Annotated in this window: 14 protein-coding genes; 6 read left to right on the top strand and 8 right to left on the bottom strand. The window is 42.6% G+C overall.

Annotated features, from left to right (window positions below):
• The first annotated feature begins 19 nt into the window (after window positions 1-19).
• A complete protein-coding gene (locus tag AC0L4E_RS00805) occupies window positions 20-712 on the top strand; it encodes a hypothetical protein (RefSeq protein WP_473677582.1) in 693 nt (230 codons plus the stop codon).
• 103 nt (window positions 713-815) lie between these two features.
• On the opposite strand, the gene nrfD is transcribed toward AC0L4E_RS00805, so the two are convergent.
• From nrfD to AC0L4E_RS00785, 4 genes are all read right to left on the bottom strand, one after another.
• Complete coding sequence (gene nrfD / locus AC0L4E_RS00800) at window positions 816-1,763, bottom strand: NrfD/PsrC family molybdoenzyme membrane anchor subunit (protein ID WP_473677581.1); 948 nt, start codon at window positions 1,761-1,763, stop codon at window positions 816-818.
• Window positions 1,760-2,332, bottom strand: coding sequence for a 4Fe-4S dicluster domain-containing protein (locus AC0L4E_RS00795; RefSeq protein WP_473677580.1), 573 nt, complete (start codon window positions 2,330-2,332; stop codon window positions 1,760-1,762). Before AC0L4E_RS00795 ends, nrfD begins: the two co-directional genes overlap by 4 nt.
• 12 nt (window positions 2,333-2,344) lie before the next feature.
• Window positions 2,345-4,621, bottom strand: coding sequence for a thiosulfate reductase PhsA (phsA, locus tag AC0L4E_RS00790; RefSeq protein ID WP_473677579.1), 2,277 nt, complete (start codon window positions 4,619-4,621; stop codon window positions 2,345-2,347).
• Between the two features lie 348 nt (window positions 4,622-4,969).
• Window positions 4,970-6,754, bottom strand: a complete 1,785-nt coding sequence (locus AC0L4E_RS00785; RefSeq protein ID WP_473677578.1) for a sensor histidine kinase — start codon at window positions 6,752-6,754, stop codon at window positions 4,970-4,972.
• A gap of 153 nt (window positions 6,755-6,907) precedes the next feature.
• Between AC0L4E_RS00785 and AC0L4E_RS00780 the strand changes: the two genes are divergently transcribed.
• The gene (locus AC0L4E_RS00780) at window positions 6,908-7,504 is read left to right on the top strand and encodes a response regulator transcription factor (RefSeq protein ID WP_473677577.1); all 597 of its coding nucleotides are present in this window, start codon (window positions 6,908-6,910) and stop codon (window positions 7,502-7,504) included.
• 195 nt (window positions 7,505-7,699) lie between these two features.
• Here AC0L4E_RS00780 and AC0L4E_RS00775 read toward each other — a convergent pair whose 3' ends face one another.
• Window positions 7,700-8,419: an FRG domain-containing protein gene (locus AC0L4E_RS00775; RefSeq protein ID WP_473677576.1), complete on the bottom strand. Its 720-nt coding sequence runs from the start codon at window positions 8,417-8,419 to the stop codon at window positions 7,700-7,702.
• Between the two features lie 1,653 nt (window positions 8,420-10,072).
• Between AC0L4E_RS00775 and AC0L4E_RS00770 the strand changes: the two genes are divergently transcribed.
• Window positions 10,073-10,411: a cytosolic protein gene (locus AC0L4E_RS00770; protein ID WP_473677575.1), complete on the top strand. Its 339-nt coding sequence runs from the start codon at window positions 10,073-10,075 to the stop codon at window positions 10,409-10,411.
• Between the two features lie 613 nt (window positions 10,412-11,024).
• Here the strand turns inward: AC0L4E_RS00770 and AC0L4E_RS00765 are convergent.
• The 3 genes from AC0L4E_RS00765 to AC0L4E_RS00755 all read right to left on the bottom strand — a co-directional run bounded on the left by AC0L4E_RS00765 (window position 11,025) and on the right by AC0L4E_RS00755 (window position 14,559).
• On the bottom strand, window positions 11,025-11,762 hold the full coding sequence (locus AC0L4E_RS00765) for a fumarate reductase iron-sulfur subunit (protein WP_473677574.1): 738 nt from the start codon (window positions 11,760-11,762) through the stop codon (window positions 11,025-11,027).
• Window positions 11,762-13,750, bottom strand: coding sequence for a fumarate reductase flavoprotein subunit (locus AC0L4E_RS00760; RefSeq protein WP_473677573.1), 1,989 nt, complete (start codon window positions 13,748-13,750; stop codon window positions 11,762-11,764). Before AC0L4E_RS00760 ends, AC0L4E_RS00765 begins: the two co-directional genes overlap by 1 nt.
• 68 nt (window positions 13,751-13,818) lie before the next feature.
• Entirely contained in the window at window positions 13,819-14,559 is a 741-nt protein-coding gene (locus AC0L4E_RS00755; RefSeq protein WP_220753737.1) for a fumarate reductase cytochrome b subunit, read from the bottom strand.
• Window positions 14,560-14,939: 380 nt separating this feature from the next.
• On the opposite strand from AC0L4E_RS00755, the gene prmA reads away from it, so the two are divergent.
• The 3 genes from prmA to fis all read left to right on the top strand — a co-directional run bounded on the left by prmA (window position 14,940) and on the right by fis (window position 17,290).
• A complete protein-coding gene (gene prmA / locus AC0L4E_RS00750) occupies window positions 14,940-15,821 on the top strand; it encodes a 50S ribosomal protein L11 methyltransferase (RefSeq protein WP_102529535.1) in 882 nt (293 codons plus the stop codon).
• A gap of 173 nt (window positions 15,822-15,994) precedes the next feature.
• Complete coding sequence (gene dusB, locus AC0L4E_RS00745) at window positions 15,995-16,963, top strand: tRNA dihydrouridine synthase DusB (protein ID WP_473677572.1); 969 nt, start codon at window positions 15,995-15,997, stop codon at window positions 16,961-16,963.
• An 18-nt stretch (window positions 16,964-16,981) separates the two neighbouring features.
• Entirely contained in the window at window positions 16,982-17,290 is a 309-nt protein-coding gene (gene fis / locus AC0L4E_RS00740; RefSeq protein WP_055023591.1) for a DNA-binding transcriptional regulator Fis, read from the top strand.
• The last annotated feature ends 149 nt before the right edge of the window (window positions 17,291-17,439 follow it).

Below are 17,439 nucleotides of genomic sequence, written 5' to 3'. Positions count from 1 at the left end.
CCAACAAAAAGGATTTGATGTGTTTAAATTTATCATGGTGTTTTTCACCATTGTTACGCTTACTGGCTGTGTTACTCCTATTAACCTACAAGAACAAGCCCCTTCCCCCGAATATCAAAATCAACAACCCATTTTGATCAGCGTTATTGATAATCGAAAAAGAGTAAAAGAAGGTAAACCTGAAACGTTTATTGGCCGAGCTCACGCAACATTTGGCATTCCAGTAGATTGGAATGTTGATGCATTACTCGCCACAGAAAAAGATGATAAATCGCTTACTCTTAGTGAATGGCTACAAAAAAGAATTGTTCTCGGTTTAACGGATAAAGGTTGGCAGGTTAAACCAGCAGATTTAGATGCTGTTCCAACTGAAACTATTGCGAGTGATGTATTAGTAGAACAAGAATCACAACACCTTCTAGTACTTGATTTACAAGAGTGGTTTTTCAGTATCAATTTAAACTGGGTTTCGTCGTTTAACTTTGATACCGAAGTAAATACTTATTTATTTGATAAAGATCAGGGTCTAGCGCATCAAGCAAACCTCAAAGAAAGAGACGTTATTGATGAGAAATCCGATGAATCGCCACAAAATAACGTACTAAGAGCATATCGAGATCAGTTATTTCAAATTTTATCTGATCCAGCATTAAAAGCTGAAATACAAGGTTCGACAAAAGTTAGAACCACTGATTCAGGGACTGTTTTATAAATCCTATTTACCTAAAAAACCTATGTACACTAAAAAACCGCTTAACAAATATTGTTAAGCGGCTTTTTTATTCGCTGTGGGTTATCAATCTTTAATAAATAACCTAGCTAATATAACTCTGACCTGCGTATACCACGAAGTGTCTAAGTGCCAATACACCAAGAATAGTGCTACACGATACTGTGACCAAGAAGCCTTTAGTATGGCGCCATGACTTAGGTGATATTGTGCTAGCCAATACTGGTACCACTAAGCCTAAGCCGACAACACCTATCCAAAATACACTTGCCCAAGTACCTGTGGTAATCGCCGCAGTTGCCGCTTGTGCTGCTGGACCTGAAAAGTTAAGTCCAACAAACAACAATACCAAACATAAGGCTTCGTTAAAGGCCACTGGGTATTCAATGCGATGCACTTGTTCAATACAGTCAGATTCTTTCTTACTGAAAAACAAGGTTGCCACTAAAACATTACCAGCAGATCCCACCGACAACGCTGATGCCAAGAACAATGCAGGTAACACCGCCGTATTCAAAATTGGATAGCTAATCAATGCTGAAAGTAAGAAGCCAGTGTAAATCCCAACACCTATCGCCAGTACAAAAATCAGCTTATTCAGGCTATTTTCAAGTTTGCGACATATTTTAGTTACGCCTGATAACCAAGGGGCAAGACTGAGTAATTGCTTTTCAAATATCAAACCAGAAAATACAAACACCAGCGGGATATAAAACAATAACGCCAATACCCCCCAAGCCATTACCGAAGTAAAGTTGTAATTCAGCAGAATATGATAAAACTCAAATGGCTTCGTCAAATCAAGCATTAGCAATGCCATACCGATACAAATAGATATCGGTCCAACAACAGCTGCAGCCTTGATAACGGGTAAGCCTTCAGTAGGCAATCCACGACTCTGCCTATACCATTTAAGTCCTATTGCCACCATCATTGAGCCAGCAGATAAACCTGCCATAAATAAATAAACAGCGATTATCCAGTTCCAGACGACTGGATCATATTGCTCCATTGAGCCCCAGATATTGTTCATACTTTGATCCCTCCTTTACGGCTAGGAATTCGGTAAACTCTTGGCTTTGTGCCTAGGTTCACTTTATGTTGGTAATGATTCTTGGTGTCCAGTAATTGGCTCACTTCTGAGGTTGAATCGTTGGCATCACCAAAAGCCAATGCTTGAGTTGGACATACCGCGACACAAGCTGGGTCTTCACCACGAGCAAGGCGACTCTCTTTACAGAAATCACACTTGTCTGGCACTCGGGTTTCTGGATTAATAAAGCGCACTTTGTATGGGCAAGCCGCAACGCAATATAAACAACCTACGCATTTCTTTTCATTGATAGACACAATGCCATCATCATTCACGTAAGCCGCACCCGTTGGGCAAACTTTCACACAAGGTGCATCTTCACATTGCTCACACGACACACGATTATATTTAAAATGAAGGTTTGGGAAATTGCCATAAGGCCCTTCGATTCGTACCTGAATTCGGGTCACCGACTCAGGGACATTATTTTCACTGCGACAAGCGACATTACACGCTTGGCAGCCAATGCACTTGTTTTCATCGTGCACAAGGACATAACGTTTAGTCATAATGAACTCCGATTAAATCTTGGCTATTTTGACGCCGGTAGTATGTAAGTTCATACCTGTAACCGGAGACGTAACGTGAGGAAGTAAGTTGCCGCAATGGATACCTTTACCAGTAGCACGAGCAAGTTCTTTGTTTTTAGAACCGCAACCCATATAAGCAAACACTGTGTCAGGACGAATACCTGGCGTGACTAGGGCATGACCTTCTTCACTGCCTGTTTCGTTATAAATCCGAATTTTGTCGCCGCTCGAAATCCCCATATGTCCCGCTGTAATCGGATGGATCCACAGAGCGTTATCTGACATTAAGCTAGCAAGCATAGGTACATTTTGAGTTGCACCATTGGTATGCACAGCAACCTTGCCTTGAATGAAAAACAGCTCATCGGCTTTTTTCATCGTAACTTCGCGATATTTAATCACTCCGCGACCTGGTGCCATTTTCTCAACTTTATTCGAACTTAATTCAATCTTGCCTGATGGAGTTTTGAAGCTCAGATGGCTTGCATATGTGGTATCTGTATCGGGAGTTTTTGCATTTGGGTATTCCGCTACAAACTCTTTCACCATGCCAGGTTCACGAAGCATTAGTGGCTTGCCGTAGCTCACCCAACCATCGTGTTTAATTTTGTCTAATAAGCTGACATCTTTGTTCACTTGGAACATTTGCAAGGTCTGCATATTTTCCCAAGGGAAGTATTCACCTAGACCTAATTTGTCAGCCACCTCTTTCCAGATCTGCCAGCTTGGCTTAGTATCGCCAATGGTGTCGACCACCCGCTGACGCACATAATAAGCTGGGTTTTTACCTGACTTATCTTTGATCTCTTCATCACGTTCAAGGTAAGTCGATTCAGGAAGGAACACATCGGCATAAGCTGCACTTTCAGTGATGTATAAATCACAGGCCACAACGAAATCCATTTTCTGCATAGATTCGACGATTCGCGCTCTATCAGTCATGGTTTGCATTGGGTTAGTACGACTCATTACCCAGCCGTGCAATTGATAAGGCACAGCTTCAAGAGTCGCATCTAAGATGCTTTGGTATACTCCGCCAGATGACCAGAGTAATGAATACTGCTCATCCACCATATCAATGCGTTTCGCATCAATTTTTGGTAAATCTTTAACGCCCGGCTTAGACAAGGTTGGCGCTACTTTTTCACCCGCATATTTATTGTAGCTAGAGGCTTTCTTGCCGAAATATAACCCACCTTTACGCTCAATATTGCCCACCAGTACGTTGGCAGCATAAAGTGCGCGGCGCATTTCAAACTCTTCGGTTGTGAAAGATGCGCGGTGACCGAAATCAACTAATGCGTGAGGCGCGGCTGCTGCATACTCGTGAGTAATGCGGCGAATATCTTCAGCAGGCACATCACTGATGGCTTCAGCCCACTCAGGAGTGTAATTTTTAACTTCTTTGGCAAACTCATCAAAGCCTTCAACGTATTGCGCAACAAAGTCTTTATCGTATAAGTCATCAGCAATAAGCGTATGACAAATAGCCAGTGCAACAGCGACGTCAGTACCCGGCTTAATCGCGTACCACTCATCCGCTTTATCAGCCACAATAGAAAAGCGTGGTTCAAATACCACTAGCTTAGCGCCCTTTTCCATTTGTGCATTCATCATGCCACGGGTTTCAGACATGTTAATGCCTTCATACAAGTTATGGCCAAAGTTGATGATGTACTTTGAGTTACTTAAATCGCGTTTAATTTTGCCGCCAAAGATGGCTTTAGCTGCAACCACATAACCTGCTGGACAAGTCGATGCGTGAGTAAAGGTATTTGGGCTGCCAAAGGTTTTAGCAAGATGAAAAAGATGACCTTCAAGCGAGCCAGATTTTGAAGAGAATGCAACTGACTCAGCGCCATGTTTGGCTTTAATTTTATTGAGGTTTTCAGCAATAAGACTGTAAGCTTCATCCCACTCGATTTCAGCCCATTTGCCTTCGCCACGTTCACCAACTCGCTTAAGCGGCTTAACAATACGCTGCTTATCGTAAAGTAAACTATGACCAGCGCCACCACGGGCACAAACTGCGCCACCGAATGATTTGGCTTTTTTATTCCCTAAGATAGAGACGTTTTTGCCATTAACAACACGTGCAGATATAGGACAGCGGGTAGAACACATCTCGCAGCTACTAGCGATTGATGTTTCACTGCCTTTTACTGAGACACTGCCCAAGGCGGCAATCGAGCCTGGCAGCGCAGCCAATGCACAACCTGCTGTGCCTGCTCCTGCGCCTTTGATAAAGGTTCGCCGATCTAGTTTCATGGTACTTCTCCCAATTGACAACGATACCCAAGAACCTTAATCGGCGTACTTTATATCCGGATTAGCAGGACTACAGAACGATTAAGCAGTTCTAAGGTTTTCATCATTTTCAAATAGGAAAGAACAATTGAATATTGTGGTAAACCACATTTCGAAAGACGGTTATCTTGCTTTGTGACTATGTTCACGGTTTAAAAAACCACCAACACAGCCCTTTGACTTTAGCTATTGTGGTAAACCACATTTCGAACAGATAATAAAAAAGACGGCCTAAAAGGAAGTCTTTTTTATTGTTAAATCAAACGACTAAATTTATAACTGTAGATAAAACCTGCTTATTTTATCCAATTACTTTTTGCTCAGAGCCTCTTTTTTCAAACATATTTTTGCAATACAGCCAGATGAAATATCTTGACGGTTTGTAAGGCTAAACGTGCCTTCATGCTCTTTAATCACCTCATTACATATCGCAAGTCCAAGCCCTAAACCGTTCTCTTTGGTGGTGTAAAAGGTCGCCATCAAGGCATCAGACTCTTCTGGTAATCCTGGGCCATTATCAATAATAGACACATCGACTTGATGTTCTTTAAATTCCATTGCGATGACTATCTTAGGACGTTTTATAGTGCCTTCTCGTTCACTATCACTTATAGCGTCGATACTATTCTTGATTAAGTTAATCAGCACTTGCATCAAACCCACTCTGTCGGCGGTAATAAAAAATGGCTCGCCCTTGGTGCTAGTTTCAATGCTAATGTCATGCCTAGCCAATTCAATCTTCAATAATGAAACACTTTCATCAATTAAGCTCAGAAGATTCACATCCACCATCACAGCTTCTTTTCGTTTTAATAGCCCGCGAATACGATGAACCACTTCGCCTGCTCGTGTTGACTGTTGATGAATTTTAGTCAGTAATTCAATCGTCTTTTCTTCATCCATGGGCTGATTATTTTCCATGCGCATTAATGCACCTTCACTGTAACTAGTGACAGCTGCAATAGGCTGATTTATCTCATGGGCTAAACCAGCGCCAATTTCACCAATAATGGCAGTACTTTGTAGCTTCTCTAATGCAAGCTCTTGCTGTTTTAGTTGTCGCTCAGACTCTATTAATGATTCACTTTTTTGATGAAAGCGATACTCAATCCACAAGTGATAAACAGTCGCGACGATAAATAACAATATCGCCAAGCCGCCCCAGTGGCGATTATCATTAAGCCAGTTAAGCAAAGTATCCCAGCGATTTACATCTGAGACTTCAACATGGAGTTCGCTAAATAGTTGAATGACTGCCAATTGACTGATTGGCGATGTCCAACCTTTTAGGTTTGCTTGAATCGCAGCCGGATGCTCTGAAGGCAAATCCATTAATGCTTGGGTGATATGTTTACTGAGTTCAATATCGACACTCTCACTAGCAGCAAATGACCAGTTTGGGTAAAGCTTGGTACTACACTGACAATCAAAACCTTCAGGGCGGCTAGGGTTTAATATACGAAACTCATCCTCTTTGATAAGCCCACGTTCCACCATATCTTCAAAGGTACATAAGGGCGTAATTGCCGCATCGACATTGCCATCACGCACTTGATACAGGAGAGGGTCGAGAGGAAACCCGAGAAATTTAATCTCTTTAAAGTAGTTATTGGTGTCCATCCCCAGTTTATGCATTAAACCTATTGTGGCTTGATATCCGCCTAGTGCATGAGGGTCGCTGGCAGCAATGGACTTCTGTTTTAAGTCATACAGGGTGCGATAGTCACTATCAGCTCTTACGATAATTGCCGAGCCAATCGCCGATGTTGCCCCGTTATGTCGTCTTGAGCGCATAGTGGCTAGCCAAGACAAAGGAAACTGATTAGAAAGGTAAAGGTATTGGCCAGGGTTGGTAATAATAAATTGGATTTTACCTGACTCCATGGCCTGATTTAGTGCCACAAAATTGCCAGGATAAACATGAAATCGAGTATCAGGCACATGCTCGTTCAAGTAATCCATCATGGGTGTCCAACGAGCAATTGCCTGCTGATCGCCCCAATTAGCTAACACCCCAACATAGAGCTCTTGAGGCTTAGCCCAAACTGGCGATAAAAAACTGATGGCTATAAGAAGCAATAATATCCGCAGCACAGTAAAAACCTTCATTAGAAAAGTATAATAAGCTTACGACGAGCCACTCTGGCGCAACGTGATGCATTTCATGGTTTATGCAAAATAAGTTCGCTTAAACATTCAAACTGAGATATTTATCAATTAAGCATTCGCTTTAAGCAAGGATTTACTGTGCAACAAGACTCTCTCGGACCTGTTTACTTGGTCGATGATGACGATGCCATTATCGACTCGATTACCTTCTTAATGGATGGTTTTGGTTATCAAATTGAAAGCTTTAACTCCGGCGATCGCTTTTTAGCTAACGTGGACTTATCGCTAGCAGGCTGCGTTATTTTAGATGCCAGAATGCCAGGACTTAGCGGCCCAGAAGTGCAACAACTGCTTATTGAAGCCAAAAGCCCGTTGTCGATTATCTTCTTAACCGGCCACGGTGATGTACCCATGGCGGTAGATGCATTTAAACAAGGTGCGTTTGATTTCTTTCAAAAACCCGTTCAAGGCAAAGTGCTAGCCCAATCCATAGAAAAGGGGCTGCAGTACAGCACACGTCAACATTGGAAAATGCACAACTTAGCTTTAATTGATGCCCTATCTGAGCGTGAACATCAAATTTTCAAGCTAGTGATTGCAGGTAACACCAACAAACAAATGTCTAACGAGTTATGCGTAGCGGTCAGAACCATTGAAGTTCATCGTTCAAAATTAATGGAAAAGCTGGGCGTGCAAAACATTGCAGAGCTAATGAAATTAGCGCCTTTGGTTTAGCTATCTAGCAATGTCTTCAATGGATAAAATTGGAAGATTATTTTTGGACAGAAATGAGTTAGCACATAAATTCTGATTCGTGAGTTTCAGGTTAAATTTTCTATGTGTAACGCCGCATTAAGGTGTGAGCGGCGCTTGGCTATACTTGAGCGAAGCGAAACTGCCAAGCGTTGCGAATCACTCTTAAATGCTTTGTTATGCAAATTTATCCCGCCAATTTAGATACTTACATAAGCCTTCTAAATCTGGAAATAGGGTTCTGCTATTAATACCGTAACGGTCTAATGAGACTAAGATATCTTGCTTAGACTTACTTGAAATCGTGAATTCAGTAATGAACTTTTTAATATCTTTATTCTTCTCAAGAGCAACAAACCTTGAGTTCTTTTGGGCATATCGATGCAATGTAAACCACCCATGTTGGGCTATTATTCTTTCATTGTTTAGCCTAGGCTGTAAAACGCTAGTTTTTCCTATGCTAAACGGATCTTTAGAGTAAATTTCCTTGTCTAAGAACGCATCAGAGTCGAGAGCATATACGTATGCATCCCCGTCATCAGTAGTATTACAAGCAAACCATAGTGCAACCAATGGGTTGGAGCTCCAATCTAATAATCTCGTTTTCAGACCAAAGTGCTGGGCTAAAACCAGCAAATCTACGTCATTACTATTATTTTCTTCTAGATACCTGGAACCAACTAACCTTAGGTGAGTCAATTGGCTCTTTTCTAATTCTGTTGTGTCCAGTTTAGGATTATTCCTAGCAATACTAGGCAATAGATTTCCTTTTACACTTTGCCCTCGAAACAAAAAGTTTGATTTGGTTCCTGATATATCTAAAAACTCTATCCTCTCGATATAATCGCTAAGACTAAGTATGTAATTATCAGTACGAATAGTTCTCGCTTTTCTCATTGGCTTCCTTATTTGCATAACAGCTTATTAGCGAGAATTTCGATAAACACCCCTAGGCTACTTACCAAAAATCAATTACTTTTCCGCTTCATTTGTTAATAATTTTAATAACTTATCAGTAAGGTTTCTGTGAGGCAACGACCATTTTTGCGGCGAAAACGAGAATTTAGATAGTCGAGAATTAAGTTGGGTCGTTATGTAAACTTTATCAAGTATAAAATGCATATACTTCAATGATATAAATTTTTTCGTTTGGAGAATCGAGAATTTTCTGCTTTTACATAACGAGAAGCAAATGTTGCCAATTGCTGTATTTAAATTATAACTGTATAAATATCCAGTTAGTTGTGATGTTTAATTAAAGAGAATCCAGGCTTAAAATGACTAGGTAAACAGGTGTAAAGTCTCACAAGCTTCGAGGCAGAAATGAGCTAGATATTAAATTTGTATAATGCATTTTTGATTATGATCGTCACCTCATCTTTTATTTCCAAACTTCGTTTGGATTAAGGTCAAGGTCGTGGCGCTTCGCCCACACCAGAGCAAGAGGGGAAACAACAGCAATCCCCCTCTTGCATCACCCTTGCCGCTCCCACGAATTAATCTGAAAAGCGATTATTTCAATGGAGAAATATCCAGCTTTTTACTTCATTTTTAGCCAACTTCAGCAAGCTGCAAAAATCACTAACGCTTACGATGGGGCGTCCCTTCCCCTCGAAAGCTAGCTAGCCATCCATGGCTAGACTCACGCGATTTTCTTGCTTGCCTCAATTCAAATTGAGCATTTAAGCCCAAGAATAATTTCAAGAAATAATTGTAGGTACAAAAGAACCTGCGGGCTCAATAGTCTCCGTTGGAAGTGTCCGAATGCGTTGAGCTAATTTGCGTGATGGAGGCAGGACGCCGACATAGCCTCAGGTTGAGCCAGGGATGGCGAGTCTGAGGCGGTAGTAAATTCGCTCATTTAGCATGAGGAACAACACTTCGTCGGAGCGGCAAGGGATATCGAAAAGGGAAATGCTGTTGTTTCCCTTTCGTCGGGTGTGGGCGAAGCGCCACGACCTTGATTTGGCTTTTGCTCAAAAAGTTACTCTTCAATAACACTCGCTGAAACAATTTATTGAACAAAATCAGACACAGAAATGAACCTGCGGGCAAAATGATCTCCGTTGGAAGTGTCCGAATGCGTTGAGCTAATTTGCGTGATGGAGGCAGGACGCCGACATAGCCTCAGATTGAGCCAGGGATGGCGAATCTGAGGCGATAGCAAATTCGCTCTATAGCATGAGGAACAACACTTCGTCGGAGCGGCAAGGGATGTCGAGAAGGGAAATGCTGTTGTTTCCCTTTCGTCTGGTGTGGGCGAAGCGCCACGATTTTGATTCAATCCAAACGAAGTTTGGAAGCCGAGAGAACACCACGACTTTGATTCAACTCAAACGAAGTTTGGAAGCCGAGAGAACACCACGACTTTGATTCAACTCAAACGAAGTTTAGAAGCCGAGAGAACACCACGACGCTGACCTTAATTCAAACAAAGTTTGGAAATAAAACGACTGCACAACCTTCAGCAACTAAATATCTACTAGGTTCTCTCTTAATAATGATAAAATCTCCGCATCAGAATTACCGAGAAACTAGGTATTTATAAAAATGTTTATCCATCATGTTAACGACATCGACTGGCTAGTGATTACAGCTTTTGAAGAACTGAAAACGATGTTTATCGAAGAAGCAGGTGCTATCCCGTCTTGTTTCTCAAGCGCCAGCGAATTGAGCTTGATCGATCAAGCCAAGCGCACTTATGGATATTTGCCTTCATTCAGCGGCGTAATCACCGATACTGGTACTTTTCAAAGTCAGGATAACGAAGAAGATTTGAACCCTCAGCTTGCCTGCCTAGTTGAGGGGCGTGGTCGAGTATTTATCTATCACGGCGGTTTTGTGGCTTTTGTGGATGACGAGCAAACCTTTATTACCCAAATAAGCTGAAATTAGCATCTCTGCCAAGAAATAGGGCAAAGCGAGTTACAGCCTCTAACTTTATACTTCATTTATATTAGCTCTGCTACAGAAAGGCATGACTTCAATCTAATCCATTGCCTGCCGCAGGCTTATGCGCAGATACAACTGCGAGACGCAGCAAGTACATCCCTGTAAGCTCTGCCAAAACATCCATGTTTTGGAAGCTCGCTGCTGCATCTACACTGGGATTAGTGTCTCTTCGATTTGACTGCGTCCGCGACAATTTAAAGAGCTAAAAGACTCAATTTGAATTGAGGACGTTGAAGAAAATAGCGTGACGCTCACATGGATGTGAGCATAACTTTCGCGGTGCATGGATGCACCATCGGAAGCGTTAGTATTTTCGAATAAGCCTGAAGTTAGCAACAAACGAAGTTCAAAGCTGGATAATCCCCCGTTGGAAATCTTTCGCTTTTCAGAAAATTTCGCCGGGGCTGCTGGGGAGATGCAAGAGGGGTGAGCAGTTTCACCCTTCTTGCTCTGGTGTGGGCGAAGCGCCACGACGTTGATTTATTAAAATAGCAAACAAAAAAGCCGCTTACCTCTGCAGGTATGCGGCTTTAAAATGTTTAGCGATTAATTAACAGCTAACAATCGTTTGCGCCATTTTGCGTCTCAGGTAAGCAATTTGCTGCATATGCGGTAAGTCTTTCGGGCAAGCATCTTGGCAACCCAATAAGGTCATACAACCAAACACGCCGTCTTGATTACCAATGACATGATAGAAATCTTCAGCGCTACGGGTATCGCGGCTGTCCATTTCAAATCGAGCAATTTTCATCATCCCAACAGCGCCAACAAAGGTATCTTTCATTTGTTTGGTTGCACAAGCAGAAACACACACACCACATTCAACGCAGCGTTCTAGTTCATATAACTTAGCCGCTTCAGCTGGATCCATTGGGTTTTCTAAGCGGTGAATATCGATATCATTACTGTCAGGTTGTAGCCAAAGCTGTAAGCGCTCAGCAAGTTCACGCATGAACTTACCTGTATTCACCGATAAATCGCCAATCAACTCAAAACCCGGTAATGGCATAAGTTTGATTTTTCCATCTGGGAAGTTAGCTGTTAAAGTGCGACACGCCAAAGTTGGCTTGCCATTAATCACCATAGCGCAGCTGCCACAAATACCTGCACGGCAAACAAAATCAAACTGCAAAGAAGGATCTTGCTGCTCACGTAGCAGGTTTAAAGCAATAAACACTGTCATTCCCGGCGCTTCAGTGATCTCGTAAGTCACCATTTTTGGCTTATCGTTAGGATCTTGCGGATCGTATCGAAAGATTTCAAAACTGATAGTACGTGGGCTACTCATTACTTCTCTCCCGACACTGCGATAGTGTCACTTAATCTTTCATTACGAGGACGTAATGTTTCAGGTAAATCGAATGGCATGATGGCAGCTTGCTTATCAAAGCGGTCGGCATCATCACCTAATTCAGCAAGAATTCCTGCAATCTGCGCTTCACGCGCTGCGGTATCAGGGTGTGCAACCGCATTATCATTTCCATAGCCGCGATAACCTGGTGGAAGCTCCATCTTCATCACATCAAGCTGCTCGTAACTTAGCTTAGGTTCTAGAGCATTTTCATCTGGCCAGGTTGATAATGTGCGGTTTAGCCACTCTTTATCGTTACGTTGCGGGTAATCTTCACGGGCATGAGCGCCGCGACTTTCTGTGCGCGCATTAGCGCCACATGCAACGGTTAAGGCCACACGCAGCATACGTGGCACTCTTAATGCTTCGACAAGTTCAGGGTTAGCGTGACGTTTTTTACACTTAAGACCGATATTTTTACTGCGCTTAAGTAAGTCTTTTAACTCTGTCACAGCCTTTTCTAGTTCAGTGCCGTTACGGAAAATACCCACGTAATCCATCATAATTCGCTGCATAGCAAGCTTGATATCAAATACGTTTTCAGTGCCTTTACCCACTAACAACTCATCAATTTCTTGCTGCATCTTGGTCATGCTGGCTTCAATCTCGCCAGTGTTGATTTCAAGGGTGTTCTTTTCACAAAAATCGGCCACATACTTACCGATAATCATCCCGCCAACGACAGTTTCAGCGAGAGAATTGCCGCCTAAACGGTTAAAGCCATGCATATCCCAACAGGCTGCCTCACCAACACTGAATAAACCTGCAAGTTGCGGGCTTTCACCGGTAGCATTGGTACGAATACCACCCATTGAATAATGCTGAGTCGGTCTTACTGGGATCCAGTCTTTCGCAGGGTCGATGCCAAGGAAGTTTTCACAAATCTCTTTTACTTCACGTAAGTTGGTTTCAACGTGTTTACGACCAAGCAAGGTAATATCTAGCCATAAATGCGGGCCATAAGGGCTATCAACCCCTTTGCCTTTACGCATATGTTCGGTCATGCGCCGTGATACCACATCACGTGATGCGAGCTCTTTCTTTTCGGGCTCATAGTCAGGCATAAAGCGATGACCGTCTTTGTCTCGAAGCAGGCCGCCATCACCACGACAACCTTCAGTTGTCAAAATTCCTACTGGCACAATCGCTGTTGGGTGGAACTGCACTGCTTCCATGTTCCCTAGCGTTGCAACGCCTGTATCTAATGCCAATGCTTGGCCGATACCTTCACAAATAATTGCATTGGTAGACACTTCGTAAATACGACCATAGCCGCCAGTAGCAATAGTGGTAGCCTTGCCAATATAGGCACGCAATTCACCTGTGATTAAACAGCGTGCAATCACACCGTGACAGCGTTTGCCATCATGGATAAGTGATAAAGCTTCAATACGTTCATGAACAGGGATGTCCATTTCAATGGCTTTGTTATCTACTGCGTATAGCAATGAATGGCCTGTACCGTCAGCGGTATAGCATGTACGCCACTTTTTAGTGCCACCAAAGTCACGGGCATTAATTAAACCATGGGCTTTTTCTGCTTCGGTAATGGTGACCTTTTCTGCATTCACTACCACTTGACGATCGCCAGCAGTAATTCGCGACCAAGGCACGCCCCAGTTAGCTAGTTCACGCACCGCTTTTGGCGCGCAATGGGCAAACATTCTTGCTACGTCTTGATCGCAGCCCCAATCAGACCCTTTTACAGTATCTTGGAAATGGACATCTTCATCGTCGCCCATACCTTTAACTGTATTACCAAGGCTGGCTTGCATGCCACCTTGAGCCGCTGCTGAGTGAGAGCGCTTAGCAGGGATTAGCGATAAAACCACGGTATCTAAACCACGTTCTTTTGAAGCAATAGCAACGCGCAAACCAGCAAGGCCTGCGCCAACGACTAATGAGTCTGTATAAATTATTTTCACGGGTATTCCTTAAATTCGATACGAGGTTAATGGCATATGCGACTCATTAACCTAAAACTCTAAAGCCTCTAGCTCGGCACAAAAGGAGTCACTGGTAACTCCAACGATTGACCAATCACGATGTAAGTCATCAAACTTGCGATACCAATAATCATCAAGTAAATCACCATGAACTTGGCAAGTTTTAAAGCCGCCATGCGTTTAGTGGTAATGCCCCACTTAACAGCTACACGGTATAGGCCAAACATTGCATGGATAACCACAGCTGGCAGTAACAACACATAAAGCATCCACACATCTTGGTGGTAAACACGCTCTGCCGATAAATGCGGACCAATCGCAGGGTTAGTGATCATGTCGTAAAGATGAACTGGCGCGAGGAAGAATAATAAGAAGCCAGTAATCAGCTGCCAGAACCAAATTTTAGTATCTTGGTGCGGCATAATGGTCATTTGGCTGCGAAGTGCTCGCCATTGTTGAATTTGCGCAGGAAAACGTCTTAACGCGAACGCTGCATGGATGATCACCACCAGCAACATAAACGCAGAAATAAATTTAGTGAGCACAGGAAAACCATGTCCTGTTTCGCTAAAAATACCACCTTCTAAAAAGTGACCCACATGATAAAAGGCCTCTTTACTGATTAATATGCTCGACTCAAAATGCAAATGCATAATGATGAAGAAGCCTAACAACAACCCGGTAGCACTTTGTAATTTATCGGCTCTGGCTGCCCAAATCGGGTTCAAATACCCTTTTGACGAAACGTCATGAATTTTTTGTGTTTGAGTTTGCGATGAAGCAGTCATAGTTTCCATGCCTGTATGACATATTTCTGGTGAAATCAGCTTATCAGCTATCCCTATTTCTCCTCGGCTATAAAAATTAAACCGTGATCAAGCTCACCTAACATTCATCGGCTTTTAGAACTTGATCACAGTCACATATTGTTCAAATATAAGAACTCAAAATTTTACTTAACTTTCATTAATTTATAGTGACATTCAAACAAAACCAGTGTTTGAATGATTTCATCATGGATATTAATAGCTTAAAGATTAACCATAGGATAAAAGTTCTAAAACAGCCCTTTCAATGCAAATAAGCAATATTTCACTATCAAATGCTGCTGTTTTTCCCGCCAAGCAGGTACAATGCGCCATTAAATTATTCTCATAGGAAAAACTCCATGCCTTGGATTCAACTTCGCATTAGTACTAACAGCGACCATGCCGACGCGCTCGGTGACCTTTTAATGGAGCAAGGTTCAGTATCAATTACCTATGAAGATGGTAAAGACACCCCTATTTTTGAACCTAAGTTAGGTGAAACGCCGTTATGGCAAGACACAATTGTGATTGCCTTATTTGATGCAGGCACTGACTTAAGTCCAACAGTGAGCTTTTTAGAGACCCTTCCTTATTTAGGTAAAGGCTTTAAACATAAAATCGAACAGATTGAAGACAAAGATTGGGTTCGCGAATGGATGGACAGCTTTCACCCAATTAAATTCGGTCAACGTTTATGGATATGCCCAAGCTGGCGCGACATTCCTGAGCCAGAGGCAGTAAACGTCATACTCGATCCTGGTTTAGCTTTCGGTACAGGCACCCACGCTACCACGGCTTTATGTTTAGAGTGGTTAGACGGTTTAGACCTTTCAGATAAAGAAGTTATCGACTTTGGTTGTGGCTCAGGCATTTTAGCCATCGCCGCCCTTAAACTAGGCGCAAAAACCGTCACCGGTGTTGATATTGACTACCAAGCGATTGATGCATCGACCGCCAACGCTGAACGTAACGGCGTTGCAGACAAACTGGCTTTATACTTACCTGAAAACCAACCAGAGAATCTGCAAGCCGATATCTTGGTTGCTAACATCCTTGCGGGTCCACTTCGCGAGTTAGCACCACTGATTGCAGAAAAAGTTAAAACTGGCGGGAAATTAGCTTTATCAGGCCTCTTAGAAGAACAAGCAGAAGAAATCTCACAGTTTTATAGCCAATGGTTCATCATGGATGAAGCGGCTCACAAAGAAGACTGGAGTCGCTTGACAGGTACCCGCAAATAACGGTAAAGGCATTGCACCCCTTATGGCAGCTAGATCTGCGCTTAAGGGAGTGCAGAATACTCTCCAACTAAAAGTCAAGCAAAAAAGTTACATTTAGTTCATTTATTGACCTTTTCAGGAAGGCAAAAAAGGGCTAATATAGCGCCCCTTTGACGAGCAAGGTGAATAACTCAATGCAAATTGGCCCGTATCAACTGAAGAATCAGCTGATTGTGGCACCAATGGCAGGTGTCACCGATCGCGCTTTTAGAAACCTCTGTTTACGCTATGGCGCAGGTCTAGCTGTTTCAGAGATGCTTTCATCGAATCCTGAAGTTTGGGATACCGATAAAAGTCGCCAGCGCATGATGCATTCTGGTGAAGAAGGTATTCGCTCAGTACAAATCGCAGGTGCAGATCCTGAATTAATGGCAAACGCGGCCCAGTTCAACGTTGAACAAGGTGCGCATATCATTGATATCAATATGGGCTGCCCCGCAAAAAAGGTAAACAAAAAGCTCGCAGGCTCGGCATTAATGCAAGATCCCCAGCTAGTAAAAGAGATTTTAAAGGCTGTTGTTAGTGCAGTTGATGTTCCTGTGACACTCAAGATCCGCACAGGTTGGCAACCTGAACATCGTAATGGTGTTGAAATTGCCCGCATTGCTGAAGATTGTGGCATCGCCTCTATCGCCGTTCACGGTCGAACGAGACAATGTATGTATAAAGGCTTTGCCGAATACGACACGATTAAAGCGATAAAACAAAATGTCTCACTCCCTGTTGTTGCCAACGGAGATATCGACAGCCCAGAGAAAGCTAAGTTCGTCTTAGATTACACTGGCGCCGATGCCCTGATGGTAGGACGCGGAGCCCAAGGCAGACCGTGGATTTTTAGAGAAATCCACCACTACTTGGAAACAGGTAAAAAATTACCGCCAGTTGAGGCGAGCGAGCAGCGAGAAATCATGCTCGAACACCTGAACAAATTGTACGAATTGTACGGCGAATACAAAGGTGTCCGATTTGCCCGAAAGCATATGGGATGGTACCTAAACCAAGAAGAACAGCGACAGTTCCGTGCTGACTTTAATAGGCTTGAAACCGCTGAACAGCAATATTCCTTAGTGGAATGTTACTTTGATGAATTAGTAAATTTTTAATATAAAGAGCAGAATAGAATGTTTGATCAGACAACTACTAACACAGAAGTTCACCAGCTAACCGTAGGTAAGATTGAAACCGCTAACGGTACTATCAAGCCACAACTATTACGTGACGCAGTAAAGCGTGCAGTAACAAACTTCTTCTCTCAGTTAGACGGTCAAGAAGCGTCTGAAGTATATGAAATGGTTTTAAGTGAAGTTGAAGCACCATTACTAGACATCATCATGCAACACACTCGTGGTAACCAAACACGTGCTGCGAACATGTTAGGTATCAACCGTGGTACTTTACGTAAGAAATTAAAAAAATACGGCATGAACTAGAATTAGTTTATATCGCATTGATACTTAAAGGCTTAATGTAAAATCATTAAGCCTTTTTTCTTTATAGTTACACGCATAGTTACACACATCTATTAGTCATTCATTCGGTATCGTGTCATTCAAATAGATATAGTGATTTATTTTTGAGA

The sequence above is a fragment of the Shewanella sp. GJ50-10 genome, assembly GCF_055808815.1.
This window is presented reverse-complemented; position numbering and strand designations above follow the sequence as displayed.